16 protein-coding genes are annotated in these 17,957 nt (G+C 61.4%); 12 read left to right on the top strand and 4 right to left on the bottom strand.

The genetic code is table 11. From position 1 onward, the window contains the following. The first annotated feature begins 11 nt into the window (after window positions 1–11). The 3 genes from J0909_RS05095 to J0909_RS05085 all read left to right on the top strand — a co-directional run bounded on the left by J0909_RS05095 (window position 12) and on the right by J0909_RS05085 (window position 4,356). Complete coding sequence (locus J0909_RS05095; protein WP_207261011.1) at window positions 12–887, top strand: CheR family methyltransferase; 876 nt, start codon at window positions 12–14, stop codon at window positions 885–887. A gap of 58 nt (window positions 888–945) precedes the next feature. Beyond that, complete coding sequence (locus tag J0909_RS05090) at window positions 946–1,314, top strand: response regulator (protein ID WP_071546983.1); 369 nt, start codon at window positions 946–948, stop codon at window positions 1,312–1,314. A gap of 90 nt (window positions 1,315–1,404) precedes the next feature. Further along, window positions 1,405–4,356 carry a chemotaxis protein CheA gene (locus J0909_RS05085; RefSeq protein WP_207261009.1) on the top strand — a complete coding sequence of 984 codons (2,952 nt, stop codon included), beginning with the start codon at window positions 1,405–1,407 and terminating at the stop codon, window positions 4,354–4,356. A 370-nt stretch (window positions 4,357–4,726) separates the two neighbouring features. Here the strand turns inward: J0909_RS05085 and J0909_RS05080 are convergent, their stop codons facing one another. Continuing rightward, window positions 4,727–5,653 carry a hypothetical protein gene (locus tag J0909_RS05080; protein ID WP_207261007.1) on the bottom strand — a complete coding sequence of 309 codons (927 nt, stop codon included), beginning with the start codon at window positions 5,651–5,653 and terminating at the stop codon, window positions 4,727–4,729. Between the two features lie 192 nt (window positions 5,654–5,845). Here J0909_RS05080 and ybgF point away from each other — a divergent pair, with 192 nt between their 5' ends. The 9 genes from ybgF to J0909_RS05035 all read left to right on the top strand — a co-directional run bounded on the left by ybgF (window position 5,846) and on the right by J0909_RS05035 (window position 14,962). Next, window positions 5,846–6,751, top strand: coding sequence for a tol-pal system protein YbgF (ybgF, locus tag J0909_RS05075; RefSeq protein WP_207261005.1), 906 nt, complete (start codon window positions 5,846–5,848; stop codon window positions 6,749–6,751). Window positions 6,752–6,842: 91 nt separating this feature from the next. Further along, window positions 6,843–8,081 carry a DNA-processing protein DprA gene (gene dprA / locus J0909_RS05070; protein WP_207261003.1) on the top strand — a complete coding sequence of 413 codons (1,239 nt, stop codon included), beginning with the start codon at window positions 6,843–6,845 and terminating at the stop codon, window positions 8,079–8,081. A gap of 30 nt (window positions 8,082–8,111) precedes the next feature. Then, window positions 8,112–8,384, top strand: coding sequence for a TMEM165/GDT1 family protein (locus J0909_RS05065; protein ID WP_014320867.1), 273 nt, complete (start codon window positions 8,112–8,114; stop codon window positions 8,382–8,384). Window positions 8,385–8,458: 74 nt separating this feature from the next. Next, complete coding sequence (locus J0909_RS05060) at window positions 8,459–8,854, top strand: hypothetical protein (protein WP_207261001.1); 396 nt, start codon at window positions 8,459–8,461, stop codon at window positions 8,852–8,854. Next, complete coding sequence (locus tag J0909_RS05055) at window positions 8,851–9,693, top strand: HDOD domain-containing protein (protein WP_207260999.1); 843 nt, start codon at window positions 8,851–8,853, stop codon at window positions 9,691–9,693. The genes J0909_RS05060 and J0909_RS05055 overlap by 4 nt, the downstream gene beginning before the upstream one ends. Before the next feature lie 333 nt (window positions 9,694–10,026). Further along, window positions 10,027–12,459 (top strand): methyl-accepting chemotaxis protein, encoded by a 2,433-nt coding sequence (locus J0909_RS05050; RefSeq protein WP_207260998.1) that lies wholly within the window; start codon window positions 10,027–10,029, stop codon window positions 12,457–12,459. Between the two features lie 98 nt (window positions 12,460–12,557). Further along, window positions 12,558–13,520: a GGDEF domain-containing response regulator gene (locus J0909_RS05045; protein WP_207260996.1), complete on the top strand. Its 963-nt coding sequence runs from the start codon at window positions 12,558–12,560 to the stop codon at window positions 13,518–13,520. After that, on the top strand, window positions 13,495–14,442 hold the full coding sequence (gene xerC, locus J0909_RS05040; RefSeq protein ID WP_207260994.1) for a tyrosine recombinase XerC: 948 nt from the start codon (window positions 13,495–13,497) through the stop codon (window positions 14,440–14,442). Before J0909_RS05045 ends, xerC begins: the two co-directional genes overlap by 26 nt. A 13-nt stretch (window positions 14,443–14,455) precedes the next feature. Further along, window positions 14,456–14,962, top strand: coding sequence for a peptidylprolyl isomerase (locus J0909_RS05035; protein WP_207260992.1), 507 nt, complete (start codon window positions 14,456–14,458; stop codon window positions 14,960–14,962). Between the two features lie 88 nt (window positions 14,963–15,050). Here J0909_RS05035 and J0909_RS05030 read toward each other — a convergent pair whose 3' ends face one another. From J0909_RS05030 to J0909_RS05020, 3 genes are all read right to left on the bottom strand, one after another. Further along, window positions 15,051–16,220 carry an NAD(P)H-dependent flavin oxidoreductase gene (locus J0909_RS05030; protein ID WP_207260991.1) on the bottom strand — a complete coding sequence of 390 codons (1,170 nt, stop codon included), beginning with the start codon at window positions 16,218–16,220 and terminating at the stop codon, window positions 15,051–15,053. Between the two features lie 89 nt (window positions 16,221–16,309). Then, window positions 16,310–17,506, bottom strand: coding sequence for an L-2-hydroxyglutarate dehydrogenase (gene lhgD, locus J0909_RS05025; RefSeq protein ID WP_207260990.1), 1,197 nt, complete (start codon window positions 17,504–17,506; stop codon window positions 16,310–16,312). Window positions 17,507–17,508: 2 nt separating this feature from the next. Further along, a complete protein-coding gene (locus tag J0909_RS05020) occupies window positions 17,509–17,952 on the bottom strand; it encodes a PPC domain-containing DNA-binding protein (protein ID WP_207260989.1) in 444 nt (147 codons plus the stop codon). Window positions 17,953–17,957 lie beyond the last annotated feature (5 nt).

The following is a 17,957-nucleotide window of genomic DNA, read 5'->3' as shown; positions in this document are numbered from 1 at the left end:
ACCCCACCGGAATGTCGTCCCTTTTCTCCAAGACCATATCCCTCGGCAAGGAACTTAAGATCTCCGATCAGGAGTTCGCCAACCTGCGGGATTTCATCTATGCCGAATGTGGCATTTATATAGCGGATAACCGTAAGTATTTATTGGAAAATAGACTCGGGAGCAGGCTCAAGAAGCTGAATCTGAAGAATTTTGACGAATATTACAATCTCCTGCGGTTCGATCCGGCCAAGGGCATGGAGATGAAGAAGCTTTACGAGGTCATCACCACCAACGAGACCAGCTTCTACCGCAACCCGCCTCAGCTCAAGGTCTTCCAGGAGGAGGTCCTGCCCGACGTGCTCGGCGCCTGCCGGAAGAAGGGCAGGCGGCTGCGCATCTGGTCGGCGGGGTGTTCCACCGGCGAGGAGCCGTACACCATCTCGATCATCATCCACGAGATGCTCAAGGCCGAATTGCCCAATTGGGACATCCGCATTTCCGCCAACGACCTGTCGGAACGGGTTCTGGAGTCGGCCCGGCGGGGCGTGTACAACGACTACACCCTGCGGACCACCCCGGAGGAGATCGTCACGCGCTATTTCGACGCGAACAACGGGCAGAACAAGATCAAGCCGGAGGTCAAGCGGCTGGTCAGCTTCGGCCAGATAAACCTTCGCGACCGCGTGCAGCTCAAGCGGGTGGAGCGTTCGCAGGTCGTCTTTTGCAGAAACGTCATCATCTATTTCGACGATGAGATGAAAAAGCGCGTTATCAATGCATTTTATGACAACCTGCTGCCGGGCGGGTATCTGATTATCGGGCATTCAGAATCGCTGCACAACATTACCCGTGCGTTCAAGCCCATTCACTATCCGGGCGCCATCATCTATCAAAAGGAGGAATAGGACATGTCCTGTGGTGGATTTGATAAGGTGGCGCATGCCGTGTTAATCAGGGGGAGTTATGCCTAAACATATTCTGATAGTGGACGATTCGAAGACCGTCAGAAACCTGGTGGCCTTCATCATGAAAAAGGAAGGCTTTAAGGTGACCACGGCGGAGGACGGTCTGGACGGCCTGGAGAAGCTGTACAGCCTGTCCGAGGTCGATTTGATCGTGTCCGATGTGAACATGCCTCGCATGGACGGGTTGACTTTCATTAAGACCGTCCGGGAGCAGGCCGCCTATCGGGACATCCCCATTGTGGTCCTGTCCACCGAGGGGCAGGACAAGGATATCCAGACGGGATTGACCGTGGGGGCGAATCTGTACATGATCAAACCAGCCCAGCCTGAAAAGCTTGTCCGTAACGTCAAGATGCTGCTGGGATAGCCGTTCGGCTTCGGACGGTCCATTAACGCAACCGGCGCGGCGGGGGTGCGGGCCCGTGAACGGGACCCCGGCGTCGCATGAGGAATCTCGATGAGCCAGGACTTTCTCGATCCGGAAATCTTGTCCGATTTTTTCGTTGAAGCCAAGGAGCACTTGGAGACCATTGAGCCCAACTTGCTCGAACTGGAAAAAAGTCCGGACAATCTCGGCCTTCTCAATGAAATATTTCGGCCCATGCACTCGCTCAAGGGGGCATCGGGCTTTCTCGGGCTGAACAAGATCAACGGACTGGCCCACAAGGCCGAAAATATCTTGGACGAACTGCGCCAGGGCTCCATGCGTGTGACCGCGCCCATCATGGATCTGATCCTGTCCGCCACCGATGCCCTGCGCACCATGGTGGACAACCTGGAGACCAGCGGGGTGGAGGGCGATGTGGACACCGCGCCCATCATTGCCCGGATCGAGGCCGCCCTGGTCGGGGAACTTCCGGATGAGAGCGCGGCCGAACCTGCGCCCGCTTCCGCGCCCGCCGCTAGAGCCGAAGCCGAGCCCGAGACCGAGCATATCGAACCAGAACCCGCCACGGCGGCGGAAGACGCCGGGGATGCCGACATGACCACTTTTCATCCGCAACCCGATCCCGATTTTGATCCCACCCCTTATGCCTTGACCACGGTGGGTGAAGGCCATCTGGCAGATTTTCTCGAAGAGGCCCAGGAGATCGTCGAAAACCTGAACCGTTGTCTCCTGGCCATGGAAGGGGACCCGGGCGGCAACGACGAACTGATCAACGACACCTTCCGTTATTTTCACAACCTCAAGGGCAACAGCGGCATCATAGGCTTCAAGGAACTCAACTCCCTGACCCATGAGGCCGAGACCCTGCTGAACAAGGTTCGCAAGGGCGAGATCGTCTCCAACCAGGGACTCATCGACCTGCTCCTGGCGGCCGTGGACCTCATCGAGGCCCTGGTGGGCAAGGTGGACGTTGAGACGGGCCGTGTGGAGCCGCTGGACACCAGCGTCATGGTCCAGGTCCTTCGGAAGGTCACCGAAGACGGCAACGTGGACGGCGTGGTCGGCGCGGTGCCCGTAGGCCGACAGGCTGCCGAAACGTCTTCCGAGACGCCCGCCGAAACGACATCCGAACCGGCCGCTGAGCCCGCTCCCGCAGCCTCTGCGCCCGCGCCCGAACCGCCCGCGTCCGGCGCCGAGTATGACCCCGAGGATGTAGCCCTGTTCGTCCAAACCATCGAGCAGCAGTTCGAGGCCGTGTTGGTCGCCTTCAAGCTGCTCCGCGAGGATTCGAGCCAGCGGGACATCGTGGACGGCCTGTTCCGGACTTTCCAGACCATTCAAAATTCTACCGGGTACATGGGGTTCGACGAGATCAAGGAGTACGCGGGACGGACTGTGGGACTGGTGGATCAGGCCCGCAATTCGGATATGGATTTCGGCCTGATGCTCGATCTTCTCGAACAGGAATACGCCATTCTTCGGGACATGATCCTGGCGGCCGTCGAGACCCTGCCCGGCGCGACCCTGTCCAAGCCCGTGCTCAAGTCTTCTCCCAAACCCAAGTCCGTGACGCCGGCCCCTGCGCCGCGTGCCGCCGCAGCCAAGCCCGCCGCCAGGCCCGCGGTCAAACCGGCGGTCCCCGCACCGCGTCCCAAGCCGGTTCCGGCCGCGCCGCCCGTCAAACCCGCAGCCAAGTCCGCTCCGGCGGCAAGGACGACCATGCCCACCACCGCCGCAAGGAATGGCGGCAGCCAGGCTCCGGCCCAGGTCAAGCCCAAGGCGTCGAGTACCATTCGCGTGGACCATCACAAGCTGGATCACCTCATGAACGTCATCGGCGAGTTGATCATCAACCGCAATCGTTACGCCATGCTCGCCCGCGCTCTGGAAGAGGGCCAGGAAGAAGTGCATGTGGTCGCGCAGCAACTGACCGAGACCACCTATGCCATGGCGCGTATTTCCGACGACCTGCAAGATACCATCATGAAGGTCCGCATGGTTCCGGTGCAGACCGTGTTCTCCCGGTTCCCCCGGCTGGTCCGGGACCTGAGCCGCAAGTCCGGCAAGCAGGTGGAGCTGATCATGGAAGGCGAGGAGACCGAATTCGACAAGTCCGTGGTGGAGGAAATCGGCGATCCTCTGGTGCACCTAGTGCGCAACGCCGTGGACCACGGCCTTGAGGACGAGGAAACCCGCATCGCCCAGGGCAAGAAGCCCAAGGGCCACGTCTGGCTGCGCGCTTACCATAAAGGCAACTCCGTGGCCATCGAGGTCGAGGACGACGGCCGGGGCATGGACCCGGAGAAGCTCCGTCAGGTGGCCGTGCGCAAGGGCATCATCTCCCAGGAGGAGGCCAACGCCATGGACGACCGCGAGGCCCTGGACCTGATCTTCGCGCCGGGCTTTTCGTCCGCCGAGAAGGTCACCGACATCTCCGGGCGCGGCGTGGGTATGGACGTGGTTAAGACCAACATCAAGAACCTCAAGGGCAGCGTGAATACCCAGTCCGAAGTGGGCAAGGGCTCCAAGCTGACCCTGACTCTGCCGCTGACTTTGGCCATCATCGACGCGCTTATGGTCCAGGTGGGAGGCGACACTTTCGCCATTCCGCTGGACGCCGTGTCCGAGACCACCAAGATCGAGGTCGAAAAGCTGTCCGACGTCAACAACCGCAAGGCAGTGACCTTGCGCGGCGAGGTGCTCGGCATCGTCGAACTGGCCGAACTGCTCGACATGCCCCAGTCCATGGACGAACGCTCTGTCCTGCCCATGGTCGTCATCCAGGACAACGACCGCCGTCTCGGCCTGGTGGTGGACCGCCTTCTGGAACGCCAGGAGATCGTCATCAAGCCGCTCGGTCAGTACTTGAACAATTTCAATCTCAAAGGGCTGTCCGGCGCAACCATCATGGGCGACGGCTCCGTGGTGCTCATTCTCGACCCCCATGAGATCTACAGCCTGTCCACCCAGCTCGGTCGCAAGGAACCCCTCGTTGTGGCCGGAGCCATCCCGGGCAAATAGTTCGGAGTGCCTCCGGCGGCCGGGGGAAGGAGGAAAGGAAACCTTTTGAAAAGGGCTTTCCATTCCTCCTTCCCCCGGACTCCCATCCTCCTTTCCTTCCTCAATTTTTGGGTTCCGCTTCGCGGGGTCCACGCGGTTCTTTTGTTCTTGTCCCAGTAAGCTGTGTGCATGGCGCATGGAGTGGCAGGGGGACGGACCGTGCCTAGGCACGGTTTTGCCGAAGGCACGTAAAAAGTTCTGGAGATTCTTAAGAATCTCTTTCAAGAGGGTCTTAAGCGGGGGGACTAGGGCGGCGCCCTGGCCGGATGCGGCGAAAAAAAGGCCGGGAAGCAATACGCTTCCCGGCCTTTCCCGTCGTCAGGTCCGTTGGCTATAGCATGGATATGAAATTAACGAACAGGGCGGCGTTGAGGGCATGCATGACCCAGAAGAGGGCTACGGCCAGGAAGGCCAGCCCTTTGAAGCGCAGGGGGGATTCGTTGCGGCCGAGGAACAGCCAGATGAAGCAGCAGAAGGCGCCGAGAATGGTCAGTCCGGTCCAGACGTAGGCGAGTGGGGTGCCGAGGATGAGGGTCTGGATGTCGGCGGGCAGGCGGGAGTAGAGCCAGCCCTGGCAGGCCAGGAAGCCGATCATGGGCAGCATGGCCCAGCGGGCGGCCAGGCGCACGGCGAAGTTGTAGTAGTCGCGCCCGTAGTCGTCCTTGTTCCGGCGCACGATGACATAGACCAACCCCAGGGCGGCGGCGGCCGACAGGACGAGCAGGACGTACATGACGGACATGGGCTGGGCCAGGACAAGGGTGTTGGACAGGGCGTCGCCGGTCGTTTCCGTCTGGGAGAAATTGAGGGCCAGCTTGGCCGGAATGACGATGGCCAGGCCGATGACGGCGGCGAAGGTAGCGATTAACCCCAGCGCCATGTGGGCGGCCTTGGCGTCGCGCAGTTTTTTCCAGGTGGTGCAGTAGAGGAGGCCCGCCACCACGAAGACTGCGAAGGCCACCGTGCCGTTGAAGAAGGCGGAACCGGGGGTGAGGTAAACCTGGAAGAGGTCCGGAAACTTGGTCATGACGATGCCCAGGGAGGCCCCGTAGATGAGGATCAGGGCTATGGTCAGGATCAGGCCCATGCGCGCGATCTGCTGGCCGAATTTGTCGAAAAGGATCTTTTTGCGCGTCTTGGCGGAGAACTCGGCCAGGACCGCGATGGCCGTGCTGCCGAGGGCGGCCATGCCGAGCAGGCTGAAGAAGGCCGGCGCCAGCATGTAGGCGACGAGGGTCAGGGTTTCTTGAATGCTCATGGTGGATGGACTCCGATGGGTTGTCGGGGCGGACCGTGCCCCGTGGGCGTTTTTTGCCTGAAAAACGTGTTGCGCGCAAGGGGGCATTTCCCTGCCGGATGGGCATCTTGTCCGTCAGATTCCTTGCAAAAAATCCGGCTATCGCCTATTGCCTATGAAACGCCCAAACGAGACCGTGTGGAGACCTCCCCGATGAAATGCCTGAAACTCCTTCTGCTTGCCGTGATCTGCCTGCCGCTGGTGGGGTGCGTCACCTCGGGGAAGAGCGCCGAGACCGAATCGGCGAGCACGGAGTGGCGCATTAAGAGCCTGGAGGAAAGCTTCCTGAATTTCCGTGAGCAGCAGCGCCGGATGTCCGACGAGGACGCCCAGGCACGCGAGAAGCTGGAAAAACGCATGGAAGCGGTGGAGGCGGAACTCGCCGCTCTGCGTTCCGGCCAGGCGGGTGTACCCGCCGACGCGCCGCGCGGCGAGACCTGGACCGCTGACCTCAAGCCCGATGAGGACGGCTGGGTGGAGGGCGGCAAGCCCGCCGACCAGGGAGCGCCCGTGGTCGCCGACGACGCGGAGCAGCCGTGGGCCAAGGTGCCGACGCCGCCCGAACCGCCCAAGACCATTCCCGAGCCCGAGGTCATTCGGCGCTCCCAAGCCCCCAAACCCGAGGCCGTCAAGGCCGCATCCGCACCGAAAACCGCCGCCGCTTCCGCGTCGGGAGTCGCTGTCGGCCCCAAGGCGCTGTATGAAAAGGGGTACGCCCAGTACAATGCAGGCGAGTTCCCGGCCGCGCGGAAGACCTTTGACGATTTTCTGGCCCGTTACCCGAAGGACGGCCTGGCTCCCAACGCTCTGTACTGGAAGGGTGAGACCTATTATTCCGAGCGGAATTACGCCCAGGCCATCCTGGCCTTCAAGGAAGTCACGGGCAAGTTCCCCAAGCACGACAAGGCCGCTGCGGCCCTGCTCAAGATCGGCATGTCCTATGACCGGGTAGGCGACCCGGACAATGCTATTTTCTACCTGCGCGCCCTGGTGGAGGATTTCCCCAAGTCTTCCGCCGCCGGCCTTGGCCGCAAGGAATTGGCCCGGCTGGGCGGCTAGTCCGCCGTCCCGCCCTTGTTTGCCGAGGCCGGTCTCCCGTTGTGTCCGGGGTCCGGCCTTGTCGTTTTCTTGAAGAGGTTTGGCGGGCGTTATGGACCTGCAACGAGAAATTTTCGCCTGTCTGGCCTTGAAGCACACCCCCCGGCTGGGGCCCAAGGTGTGGCGGGAGTTGTGCGCCGCGTATCCGAGCGTCTACGACGCGGTGCGCGACGCTCCGTCCTGGCATGACCGGGGCCTGGCGTCCAAGGGAGTGGCCCGCTCATGCGCGGAGGAGACCTGGAGGGAGCGGGCCGAGACCGAGTTCAAGGAGGCCCGGCGGCTTTCCATGGAAGCGGTCACCTGGTTTGATCCCCGTTTTCCCGATGTTCTGAAAGAGATTCCTGATCCTCCGGTCATGCTCTACGTGCGCGGGGACGCAACCCTGCTCGGCAATCCCGGCGTAGCCGTGGTTGGGGCACGGGAATGCACCCGGCTGGGGCTGGAGACCGCCGGGCGGATCAGCGCACAACTTTCGAAGATCGGCATCACTGTGATTTCCGGGCTGGCGCTCGGCATCGACCGGCAGGCTCATCTGGGCGGGCTCAAAGGGCTCGGCTCCTCCATCGGCGTACTTGGTTGCGGTCTGGATGTGGACTATCCGCCGGGCAACGGCGATGTGCGCCGCAAGCTCTACGAGAAGGGACTGGTCGTCACGGAATACGGCCCCGGCGTCCAGCCCAGGAGTGGGCATTTCCCGGTGCGCAACCGGCTCATCAGCGGGTTGTCGTTGGGGGTGCTGGTGGCCGAGGCCGCCCACCGGAGCGGCAGCCTGATCACCGCCCGCTTGGCCGGAGAGCAGGGCAAGGACGTGTTTGCGGTGCCCGGTCCCATCGGGCAGCCGACCTTCACCGGGTGCCATCGGCTGATCAAACAGGGAGCCGCCCTGGTGGAGTCCGCCTCGGACATCGTCGAGATATTGCGTTTTGATTTTGCCCGCGAACTGGCCCATGTGCCCGACCCGGCCCCGGCCGAAGATGAGAATGGGGTTGACGTGCGTGATGCCGTGGTCAAAAAGAAGAGGGCGTCCGCCATCCCCGAAGAAAAGGGCGGGCACAAGCGGCGACCGTCCCTGGTGGACCGCGAGTCCCTGGAACTGAACGAGGACGAGAAGCGCGTCCTGGACCTGCTCGATGCAGCGGACAAGATGCACATAGACGCCTTGGGCCGGGAGCTCGGCTGGGATTCGGCCACTGTCAGCCGCATCATGCTCGTTTTGGAGATGCGCGGCGCGGTCCGGCAATTGCCCGGGATGTGGTATCTGGCCCGGGAAGACCGCTTTAGGGAAGATTGATTACCGAAAAACCAACCATTTGAGGATAGTATGGATTGGAAGTTACTCGCCACCACCTTCGGCACGTTGTTCGTGGCCGAACTCGGAGACAAGACGCAACTTGCCTGCATGCTCATGACGGCCAAGACCCAGAAACCCTGGACCGTGTTCCTTGGGTCGTCCCTAGCCCTGGTTCTGGTCAGCTTCCTGGGCGTCATGTTTGCCCAGTTCATCTGTCAATACGTGCCCACCGACATCATCAAGAAGATAGCGGCCGTGGCCTTTGTGGTCATGGGGTGCCTGATCTTCTTTGATAAGATTTGATAAGCGGGGTTGTGGGATGGACGGTCGCCGTGTATTTCTACTCTGAACCTTGAATTCCGCAGCCCGAGACCACCATGCAGAAGATTCCCATCAACCTCGCCGCTCCCGGCATGAAGCTGGCTAAGGCCGTGACCAAGGAAAACGGCATGACCATCATGGCCGAGGGCATGGAGTTGACCGAAAGCCTGATTTCGCGGCTGGAGGGGATGAGCATCGAGCGCATCACCGTGCAGGGTCACCCTGTGGAGATGGGGGGAACCGGGGCGGGAACCCACTGGGGCGAGCGGAGGGATCGCCTGGACCATCTGTTCAGGCAATACTCCGGCGACAGGTGGATGATGCGGGTCAAGGATCGCATGCGCCAGTACTTCCAGATCAAGGCGGCGGCCCAGGAGGCCAAGATGCAGGCCGTGAAACAGATGGAGAGCGAAGAGGATGCCCCCCCGGAAAACGGCGGAGGCGACGCATGAGCGCGAACGATGACCTGAAGACCCAGGTCAAGGGTGAGATCCTGCAGGTCAAAGACCTGCCGACCCTGCCGAATGTCCTGGACAAGATCACCCAGTTGGTGGAGGACCCTGAAGCCTCGACCGAGGCCATCGCCAAAGTCATCGCCACCGACCAGGTGCTGTCCGCCAAGGTCCTCAAGATGGTTAACTCGCCCATCTACGGCTTTCCCGGCCGGATCAGCTCCATTCAGCACGCCTTGGTTCTGCTCGGTTTCAACGTGGTTCGCGGCATCATCATATCCACTTCGGTCTTCGACATGATGGTCCAGGCCATGAAGGGGCTGTGGGAGCATTCGCTGGGCTGCGCCACGGCCTGCAACATCATCGCCCGACGGGCCGGGTTCGAGGACCCGGAAGAGTTCGCCGTGGCCGGTCTGCTCCACGATCTGGGCAAGGTTGTCACCGCCGTGCAGCTTCCGGACACGCATGCGGCCATCCTCGATACTGTTCGGGCCAAGGATTTGACCTATTTTCAGGCCGAAAAGGACGTGCTCGGCTTCGGCCACGACCGCATCAACGCCTGGCTGGCCCGCCATTGGGGATTGCCGCCGAACATTCGCGAAGCCATGACTCGCCATCATGCCCCGCAACTTGCCGAGTTTTACAAGCCCATGTCCTGCGTAGTCCATCTAGGCGATTTCCTGGTCCGTCTCCTGGAGTTCGGCAATTCCGGCGACGATCAGACCGCCTACCTCCGGCCCGAGGCCCTCATCGAGCTCAAGTTTCGCATGAGCGACCTGGACAAGGTCATGGACGAGATGGCCGGGCAACTGCTCGAAGTCTCGGATTTGACTTTCTGATTTTTCATTTTTGTCAAGTGGCTGTGTCGATTCGGCCTATTGTGCCCACCTGGGGGATAATAGTGGATTTATTTTGTCCGATAATCATACCGGGTTAGGTATGAATTGCGGCTTATTGAGAGCTATTATCACCTTGTCGGATTGACCAATTGTATGGGGTAAGTTATCAAATTAACATAGATATCTACGCCGTATCGTCCGGATGCCGTATATAAACGGTACGTTGGTCTGCCTGTGCAGGGCGGTTTGCGAATCATAGATTCCGGCCGCCTGCGAGCCGGGCGCATCCGTAGCGAAACGGTGTTGTCCACCCCCAGCACAGCGAGGCGGTTCATGCTTTCATTCATTCGGCGGCGGCTTTCCCTCAAGCTGCTCATTCCCTTGTGCCTGGTCATTGTGGCCGGCATTGGCGGCCTGGTTTACTACGTGACCCAGTCGACCTTCGATATGGCCTATGCCTCCGCCGTGCACGCGGCCCAGGATCAGGCGGTGTCCGCCGCGCGTTCCCTGAGCATGTTCGTCAAGGATCAGCGGGCCATGGCCCGGATGCTTTCCCGCAATCCGGACATGCTCGCCGCAGTCGAAGGCGCGCCTGAAGCGGCCCAGGAAACCTGTTCGATCATCGTCAAGTCCAACCCCAGCCTCTGGGGCGTGGAGGTCTTCGACGCCGATGGCCAGATCAAGGCCGGGGTCAGCGGAAGCGGCAGCAAGAGGGTCGGCCTGTTTGTTTCCTCCCGGCGGTTCGCCAAGGAAGTCCTCAAGGGCAACGATACCGGGGTGATGGACAGGAGCATCCTGTCCGACCGCAAGTCCGGGGCGCACATCTTCAGCATCAGCTATCCCATCCTCGACGGGGAAGGCGGCGTGCGGGGCGGAGTGGTCCTGTTTTGTTCCTGGGACGCCTATGTGGAACAGTTCGTGTCCCCCGTGGTCATTGGCCGGGAGGGCTACGGGCTTGTTCTGGATGGCGATGGCCGCTTTATCCACAACCCGGACGCGACGCAGTTCCGCAAGGATGCCAGCGGGTTCGAATTCATCCAAAAAGCCATTGCCATAAAGAAAGGGGTCATCGAATATGATTGGGAGGGCGGCCGCAAGGTCATGGCCGTGGCCACCGAGCCCTTGACCGGCTGGATCGTGTGTATGACCGCCTCGGTGGACGACATTTCCTCGGTGGCCACCCTCCAGGGCAAGGTCATGCAATTGGTCGGCGTCGGGTTGATTCTCGCGGTCATGGCTCTGGTGCATCTCCTGCTGACTCTGTTCGTCTTCCGTCCGGTGAAGAAGACCGTGGCCATGGCCGAAGCCACGGCCCGGGGCGACCTCGGGCGGACCTACGACAAAAAACAAAACGGCGACGAGATCGCCGGCATGCAGTCAGCACTCATCGACATCCGCTGCACAGTGCGCTCCGTGACCGAGAATTTCGCTAAGGTTGCCCGCCGCATCGAGCGCGGCAATTTTCGCGAGCGGGGCCATGCGGACGGATTCGAAGGTGAATTTTCCCGGCTCATCACCGGCGCCAACTACATGCTCGACGACCTGGTCAACCTGCTCGATGAGCTGCCCTTGCCGCTGATGGCCATTTCCAAGGATCACTCCATCCTGTTCATGAACAAGGCGGGCGTGGCCTTGGGCGGCGTGGAGCTGGCGGAACTTGTGGGCACCACCTGTTCCGATTATTTCCTGACCGGCGATTGCAACCCGGAAAAATGCGCCTGCGACCGGGCCATGCGGGGCGGGGAGATGGTTCTTTCCACCACCGAGGCCCATCCCGGCGAACGGCACATGGAGATCGATTACTTCGGCATGCCGCTGCTGGATGAAACCGGCGAGGTGCTCGGCGCGGTCAAGGTCATCATGGACCAGACCGAGATCCGCAAGGTCCAGCGCGACATGCTCCAAACCGCCACTCAGGCCGACTCCGTGGCCTCCATGCTGTCCACCGCCTCCCAGGAGTTGGCTGCCCAGGTGGAGCAGACCACCCGGGGCGCGGAGCGGCAGCAGAGCATGGCCGCTGACGTGGCCTCGGCCATGGAGCAGATGAACGCCACCGTGCTTGAGATCGCCCGCAATGCCTCCAACGCGGCCAGTAACGCCGACCAGATGCGCGATAACGCCATACGCGGCGGCGAGGCGGTCACGGCCGTGGTCGATTCCATCGAGCAGCTCCGAGAGCGAGCCGGGGTGGTGGACGAGAATATCCGTGAACTGGGGACCGAAGTGGAGTCCATCGGCGCGATCATGACCGTCATTTCCGACATCGCGGACCAGACCAACCTGCTGGCGCTCAACGCGGCCATCGAGGCCGCCCGGGCGGGGGACGCCGGGCGCGGTTTCGCCGTGGTGGCCGATGAGGTTCGCAAGCTCGCCGAAAAGACCATGAACGCCACCCAAGAGGTGGGTGGGGCTATCAAATCCATCCAGGACGGCACCCGTCGCAATCTGACGGCCTTCAAAAAGGCCACCGAAGCCATTGATGCGTCCACGGATCTGGCTTCCAGGGCCGGGGAGGCCCTGGGAGACATCCTCCATGTGGTCAAGGTGGCGGACGACCAGATTCGCAGCATTGCCACCGCTTCCGAGGAGCAGGCCTCGACCACCACGGAAATCAGCCGGAGTATGGAGGAGGTCAACGAGGTCTCCAACGAGATCGCCGGAGCCATGACCGAGTCAACCACCGCCGTGGGAGACCTGGCCCGGTTGGCCGAAGAACTCAAGCAGATCACCACGCGCGTGGGGCCCGAAGGCGGGGGCGAAGAGTAATTCCCGCCGTCATGCCCGGCAGTATTTTAAGCCCTTCCGCCGACAGGCGGGAGGGCTCTTGTTTTGACGCGGCTCCGGACCGGTGCTAGATTGCAAACATGAACCAGACCCTTGAAGAATCCCTGTTCCAACGCAAGCAAACCGGTTTTTTGCTCTCCCCGGATGAGTCGCTGGCCGAGATGCTGCGTACGCTCTGGTCCCCGGAGGTCCTGGAGTTTCGGGTTTTCAATAAAGGCGCGCGGGCCATTGAGCTCATGTTCAACGACCCGCCGGACCTGCTTGTGGTGGACAACCGTCTGACCGATATCTCCGGCCGCGAGGTGGCCAACCTGGTCAAAAGCGAGAACGTCTATCGCCAGGTGCCCGTGGTCATGTGCGTGGACCCCGTCGATGTGGAGGAGCCTTGGAACTGGAACCAGGTCGAGGTGGACGATTTCCTGGTCCGGCCTTTCAATCCGTCCGAGGTGCGCGACCGCATCAACCTGACGTTGTGCCGGGCCATGCGCGCCCTGGACGCCAATCCGCTGTCCAAGCTGCCGGGCAACACCTCGATCATCCAGCGCATCCAGCAGCTCATCGACAGCGGCGACGACTTCGCGTTGGTCTACTGCGATCTCGACTACTTCAAGTCCTACAACGACAAGTACGGCTTTTCGCGCGGCGACGAGGTGCTCATGATGGCCGCCCGGATCATCGTCAACACCATCCGCAGCTATCAGGGCGTGCAGAGTTTTGTGGGCCATGTGGGCGGCGATGACTTCGTCTTCATCCTGCCCCCGGACAAGGCCGAGAGCGCATGCAGGCGGATCATCAAGGCCTTTGACGAGATCGTTCCCCATTTCTACGATCCCGAGGACCGCAAGCGGGGCAACATCACCTCCGTGGACCGCGAAGGCAACACCAAGGTTTTTCCGCTCATGGCCATTTCCCTGGCCGTGGTGGTCAACACCGACCATCGCATCGACCATTACGCCGAAGTTTCGTCCATCGCCATGGAACTGAAGAAAAAAGCCAAGGCAGACCCCAAGAGCAGCTATGTCATTGATCGCCGAAAATCCTGACCGGGGCGAGCTCGTCCGGTCCTTTCTGGCCTATCTTGAGGTGGAAAAGGGCTATTCTCCGGCTACCATCCGGTCATACGCCACGGACCTCGACCAGTTTCAGGCCTTTCTTCAGGGCCGCAAGGCGTCTTTGGAGCGTCCAGCGCGGCTCGACCGCGACCATGTCCGCGCCTTTCTGGCCGAACTGCACCGCAGGCAACTGACCAAGACCTCGATGGGCCGCAAACTGTCCAGTCTGCGCGCCTATTTCAAGTACCTCCTGCGCCACAAGCTCATGACCAAGGACCCGGCCGCAGGCATCCGCAATCCCAAGCAGGAAAAGCGTCATCCCCAGGTGCTCAATGTGGATCAGGCCGTCGCCCTTATGGAGGCGCATGTGGACCCGGACCCGGAGGGGCTGCGCGACATCGCCCTGGCCGAGGTTCTCTACGGCTCCGGACTGCGCATCAGCGAGGCCATCGGTCTGGATCTCAACGATGTGGATTCCGACGTTATCCGCGTCACCGGCAAGGGGTCCAAGGAACGCATCGTGCCCCTGTCCGGCGCGGCGGTCGAGCGCATCCGCCGCTATCTGGGGCAGCGGCATGCCTTTCTCAAGGACAACTATGCCGAGCAAGCCCTGTTCCTCAACTCCCGTGCGGGCAAGCGGCTGGACCGGCGGCAGGCCAACCGCATCGTGTCCAAACTGGCCAAGCTGGCCGGATTGCCCCAGGATGTGCATCCGCACACCCTGCGCCACAGCTTCGCCACCCACATGCTCGAAGCCGGGGCCGACCTGCGTTCCGTGCAGGAGCTTCTCGGCCATGAGAATTTGACCACCACGCAGCGGTATACCCATCTGGACATGCAGCGCATCATGCAGGTATACGACCACGCGCACCCGCTGGCGGGCCGCAACGATACCGACACCAACGAAGACTGACGGAGACACCCCCATGGACAATCCCCTGGTCCTTCTGGAAACCCCGGAAGGCGAAATCCTGATTGAACTGTTCCCGGACAAGGCCCCGAAAACCGTGGAGAACTTTCTTCAATACGTAGATGATGAGTTCTATGACGGCACCCTGTTTCACCGGGTCATCAAAGGCTTCATGATCCAGACCGGCGGCCTGACCTTTTCCATGAATGAAAAGGAAACCCGTGCTCCCATCGAGAACGAGGCGACCAACGGCCTCAAGAACCTCAAGGGCACCGTGGCCATGGGGCGGTTGCCCGAGCCGCACAGCGCCACGTCCCAGTTTTACATCAACGTGGCCGACAACCCGGACCTGGACCACACCGGCGACGATGACGACAATTTCGGTTATTGCGTGTTCGGCGAGGTCGTGGACGGCATGAATGTGGCCGAAAAAATCAGCAAGATCCGGACCCGTTCCTATCAGGGGTTCGACGATGTCCCGGTGGACCCCGTTTCCATCATCACCGCCCGCCGGTTCGAGTAGAAAGAAGCCTCCGGCCGCCGAAGGGCTTCATCAAAAAAAAGGGCTGCCCGATTAGGGCAGCCCTTTTTTTGTCATGCGGATGGTGGCGTTATTTGTTCAGGATGCCTTTGAGGCGGCGTTCGGCTTCCTCTTTGGTCTCCGCAAACTTTTGGCCCACTTCCTGATATTTGCGTTCGGCTTCCTCGCTGAGGGTGCCCATCAGTTCCTTGACGGTGATGATCTTGTCAACCAGGTAGGCGTTGGCGCCGCAAAAGGCGAATCCGCTCTTGAATTTGCCCTTGTAGGCATTCACCAGGGCCTGGGCGATGCAGTAGGGGGATTTGTCCTCCGCGCAGGAGTGCAGGCATTTGTGCACGCACTTCTTGGGGTGCCTGAGTCCGGCGGACACGGCGTCGAGGAAGGCGTTTTTGAGGGCTCGGCCGGGCATGCCCACCGGGCTCTTGATAATGGTCACGTCCTCCGCCTTGGCGTTGATGTAGGCCTGTTTGAAGGCCAGGTCCGCATCGCATTCCTCGGTGGCCACGAAGCGGGTGCCCATCTGTACGCCGGAAGCGCCCATTTCGAGGAAGCGGGCGATGTCCTCGCCGGTGTATACGCCGCCTGCGGCGATGACCGGGATCGGCTTTTCGTGTTTGTCGCGATAGGGCTGTACGGCCTCGACCACCTGGGTGAGGATGTTTTCCAACTGGTATTCGGGGTCGTCGATCTGTTCGGCCTTGAAGCCGAGATGTCCGCCTGCCCTGGGGCCTTCAACCACGAAGCCGTCGGGCAGGTAGTTGAAGTGGCTGGCCCATTTGCGGCAGAGGATGGAGGCCGCGCGGCCCGAGGAAACGATGGGCACGAGCTTGGTGCGCATCTCTTCCTTCATCTCGTCGGAAACCTCGCGCAGATATTTGGGCAGGTCCAGGGGCAGGCCCGCGCCGGAGATGATCAGGTCCACTTTTTCGCGGATGGAGGTGCGGACCATGTCACCGTAGTTGGTCAGGGCGCACATGATGTTCACGCCGAGCAGGCCGTCGGTCATCTTGGCTCGCGCCTTGCGGATTTCGTCTATGAGGCTGCGGCGGTCGGCCCCTTCGGGGTCCGTGGCGCGATGGGGATCGCGCATGCCGATCATGGAAGTGGCGATGACGCCCACGCCGCCCTCGTTGGCCACGGCGCTGGCCAGCCCGGAAAGGGAGATGCCCACGCCCATGCCGCCCTGAATGATGGGCAGCCGGGCGGTGATATCACCAAAGTTGAGACTGGGGAGTTTCATTATATGTACCTCGCGTAAAGCTGATGATTAAATGTCCCTTGCGACGAATTCTGGCCTAAGTCAAGGTAAACGGATGTTTCAGATAGAACTTACGAATGGAGGATGTGCTGTTTGACCACCAACTCGGCGAAATACATGGAGCTGGTGAATGCGGGGGAAATGGAATTAAGAATGTGGACGCTGTTTTGCGCTTCTTCGATGACAAAATCCATGACCAGTTGGCTGGTCTTGACGTCTACGAGCTGGGGCCGGATGCCCACCTTGGCCGAGGGCAGCATGTCCTCCGGGCGGATATCCCAGACCAGCCGGGCCGCATCCTCGAAGAAGCGTTTGAAGAAATATTTGCGTGGTTCCTCCATGGCGATGGTTCGGAATTTCGGGTTGTTCACGAACAGGCGCATGTCGCGGAACAGGATAGACAGGATTTCGCTGTCCATGCCATTGAAAAGGCCATAATTTTCGCGTCCGAAGGCCGGGATGGCCGTGGGCCCGACGTAGACGTCGCCGTGTACGCTGCGGGTGAAGTGAACGCCGAGGAACGGATTTTTGATGTTCGGGACCGGGTAGATGGAGCCGTTGATCCGGTCGGCGGCGGGCTTGGCGAGCACCCGGTAGATGCCCTTGAAGGGCAGCAACCGGTAGTTTTCGGCGATGCCGAAGGCCTGGGCCACCCGATCGCTGTAGGCCCCGGCCGCGTTGATGAAGAGCTTGTAGCCTATTTCCCCCTGGGAGGTGGTCACCGCGTTGGCCCCGGCCGCCCCGGTGAACCGGGTGCCGAAGAAGAAGCGGGCTTTGCCGCTGGTCTCCAGCTCTTCCCGCATGGCGTCGAGGATGCGTTTGGGGTCCACCACGCTGGTCAGGGGGGAGTACAGGGCGCGGTCCACGGTGCGGGCATTGGGCTCGATCTCGGCCAGCCGTTTCTGGTCGATCATTTCGACCAGGCCGCCGTTGGCCGTGGCCCGGCGTTCCAGCTCATCCAGGGTGGAGAGTTCGTCATCGGTCCGGGCCACGATGACCTTGCCCGACTTGAACAGGGGCAGTCCCCGCTCCTCGCACCATGCCTGCATGCGGCGGTTCCCCTCCAGGCACATCTTGGCCTTCAGGGTGCCGGGATCGTAGTAGATGCCCGCGTGGAGCACGCCGCTGTTGCGGCCCGAGGCATGCTTGCTCGGAGCCGCTTCCTTGTCGAAGATGATGACGTCGTCGCACCCGGCTTTGACGAGTTCGCGGGCGATGGTCAGGCCGATGATGCCCGCTCCGCAGATGACGGTGTGCGCGTGGTACATGATTATCCCTGGGTCAGCAGGGTGACGCCGCGCCTGGTGTCCTGTTGGCGCAGCAGGTCCGTGCCCTCGATTTCCACGATGACGACCTCGCCTACCAGCCAGACGTCCAGGCCGGGACGGATGCAGCCTGCCAGGGTTTCGCCCGCGCGCCCCAGGGCGGCGTGCATGTGCAGGACCGGATCGCCGTTTTCATCCGGGAACAGGGTGCCGAGGCCGAGCACCTCGTGGGCTCCGCGCACCGGACAGAGGAATGGGTCGATGACCCGGGCCGCGCCGTCCTTGGGACCGGAGACCAGGTTGCCGTTGTCCGCGCCGCCGATGAGCGTGCACAGGGCGGTCTTGATGGCGTGTTCCTTGGCGAACTGTTCGAGACATTCCGGAAGCCGTTCGCCGTTTTCCAGGCGCAGGGTGAAAACCCTGCCGATAGTGCCTTGGCTGTACTGCATGGGAA

The organism is Desulfovibrio sp. Huiquan2017, assembly GCF_017351175.1.
Lineage (GTDB): Bacteria > Desulfobacterota > Desulfovibrionia > Desulfovibrionales > Desulfovibrionaceae > Pseudodesulfovibrio.
Note: the sequence above shows the minus strand (reverse complement) of the source record. Positions and strands in the feature narration are given on the sequence as shown.

What these genes read in the sequence shown, in the direction of transcription:
- J0909_RS05060 (WP_207261001.1), top strand. Translation starts at nt 8,459, where the DNA reads ATGCAGAAGATTCCCATCAACCTCGCCGCTCCCGGCATGAAGCTGGCT.
- lhgD (WP_207260990.1), bottom strand. Translation starts at nt 17,506, where the DNA reads ATGTACCACGCGCACACCGTCATCTGCGGAGCGGGCATCATCGGCCTG.
- J0909_RS05080 (WP_207261007.1), bottom strand. Translation starts at nt 5,653, where the DNA reads ATGAGCATTCAAGAAACCCTGACCCTCGTCGCCTACATGCTGGCGCCG.
- J0909_RS05030 (WP_207260991.1), bottom strand. Translation starts at nt 16,220, where the DNA reads ATGAAACTCCCCAGTCTCAACTTTGGTGATATCACCGCCCGGCTGCCC.
- J0909_RS05045 (WP_207260996.1), top strand. Translation starts at nt 12,558, where the DNA reads ATGAACCAGACCCTTGAAGAATCCCTGTTCCAACGCAAGCAAACCGGT.
- J0909_RS05065 (WP_014320867.1), top strand. Translation starts at nt 8,112, where the DNA reads ATGGATTGGAAGTTACTCGCCACCACCTTCGGCACGTTGTTCGTGGCC.
- J0909_RS05055 (WP_207260999.1), top strand. Translation starts at nt 8,851, where the DNA reads ATGAGCGCGAACGATGACCTGAAGACCCAGGTCAAGGGTGAGATCCTG.
- J0909_RS05020 (WP_207260989.1), bottom strand. Translation starts at nt 17,952, where the DNA reads ATGCAGTACAGCCAAGGCACTATCGGCAGGGTTTTCACCCTGCGCCTG.
- xerC (WP_207260994.1), top strand. Translation starts at nt 13,495, where the DNA reads ATGTCATTGATCGCCGAAAATCCTGACCGGGGCGAGCTCGTCCGGTCC.
- J0909_RS05085 (WP_207261009.1), top strand. Translation starts at nt 1,405, where the DNA reads ATGAGCCAGGACTTTCTCGATCCGGAAATCTTGTCCGATTTTTTCGTT.
- J0909_RS05095 (WP_207261011.1), top strand. Translation starts at nt 12, where the DNA reads ATGTCGTCCCTTTTCTCCAAGACCATATCCCTCGGCAAGGAACTTAAG.
- J0909_RS05050 (WP_207260998.1), top strand. Translation starts at nt 10,027, where the DNA reads ATGCTTTCATTCATTCGGCGGCGGCTTTCCCTCAAGCTGCTCATTCCC.
- J0909_RS05035 (WP_207260992.1), top strand. Translation starts at nt 14,456, where the DNA reads ATGGACAATCCCCTGGTCCTTCTGGAAACCCCGGAAGGCGAAATCCTG.
- dprA (WP_207261003.1), top strand. Translation starts at nt 6,843, where the DNA reads ATGGACCTGCAACGAGAAATTTTCGCCTGTCTGGCCTTGAAGCACACC.
- ybgF (WP_207261005.1), top strand. Translation starts at nt 5,846, where the DNA reads ATGAAATGCCTGAAACTCCTTCTGCTTGCCGTGATCTGCCTGCCGCTG.
- J0909_RS05090 (WP_071546983.1), top strand. Translation starts at nt 946, where the DNA reads ATGCCTAAACATATTCTGATAGTGGACGATTCGAAGACCGTCAGAAAC.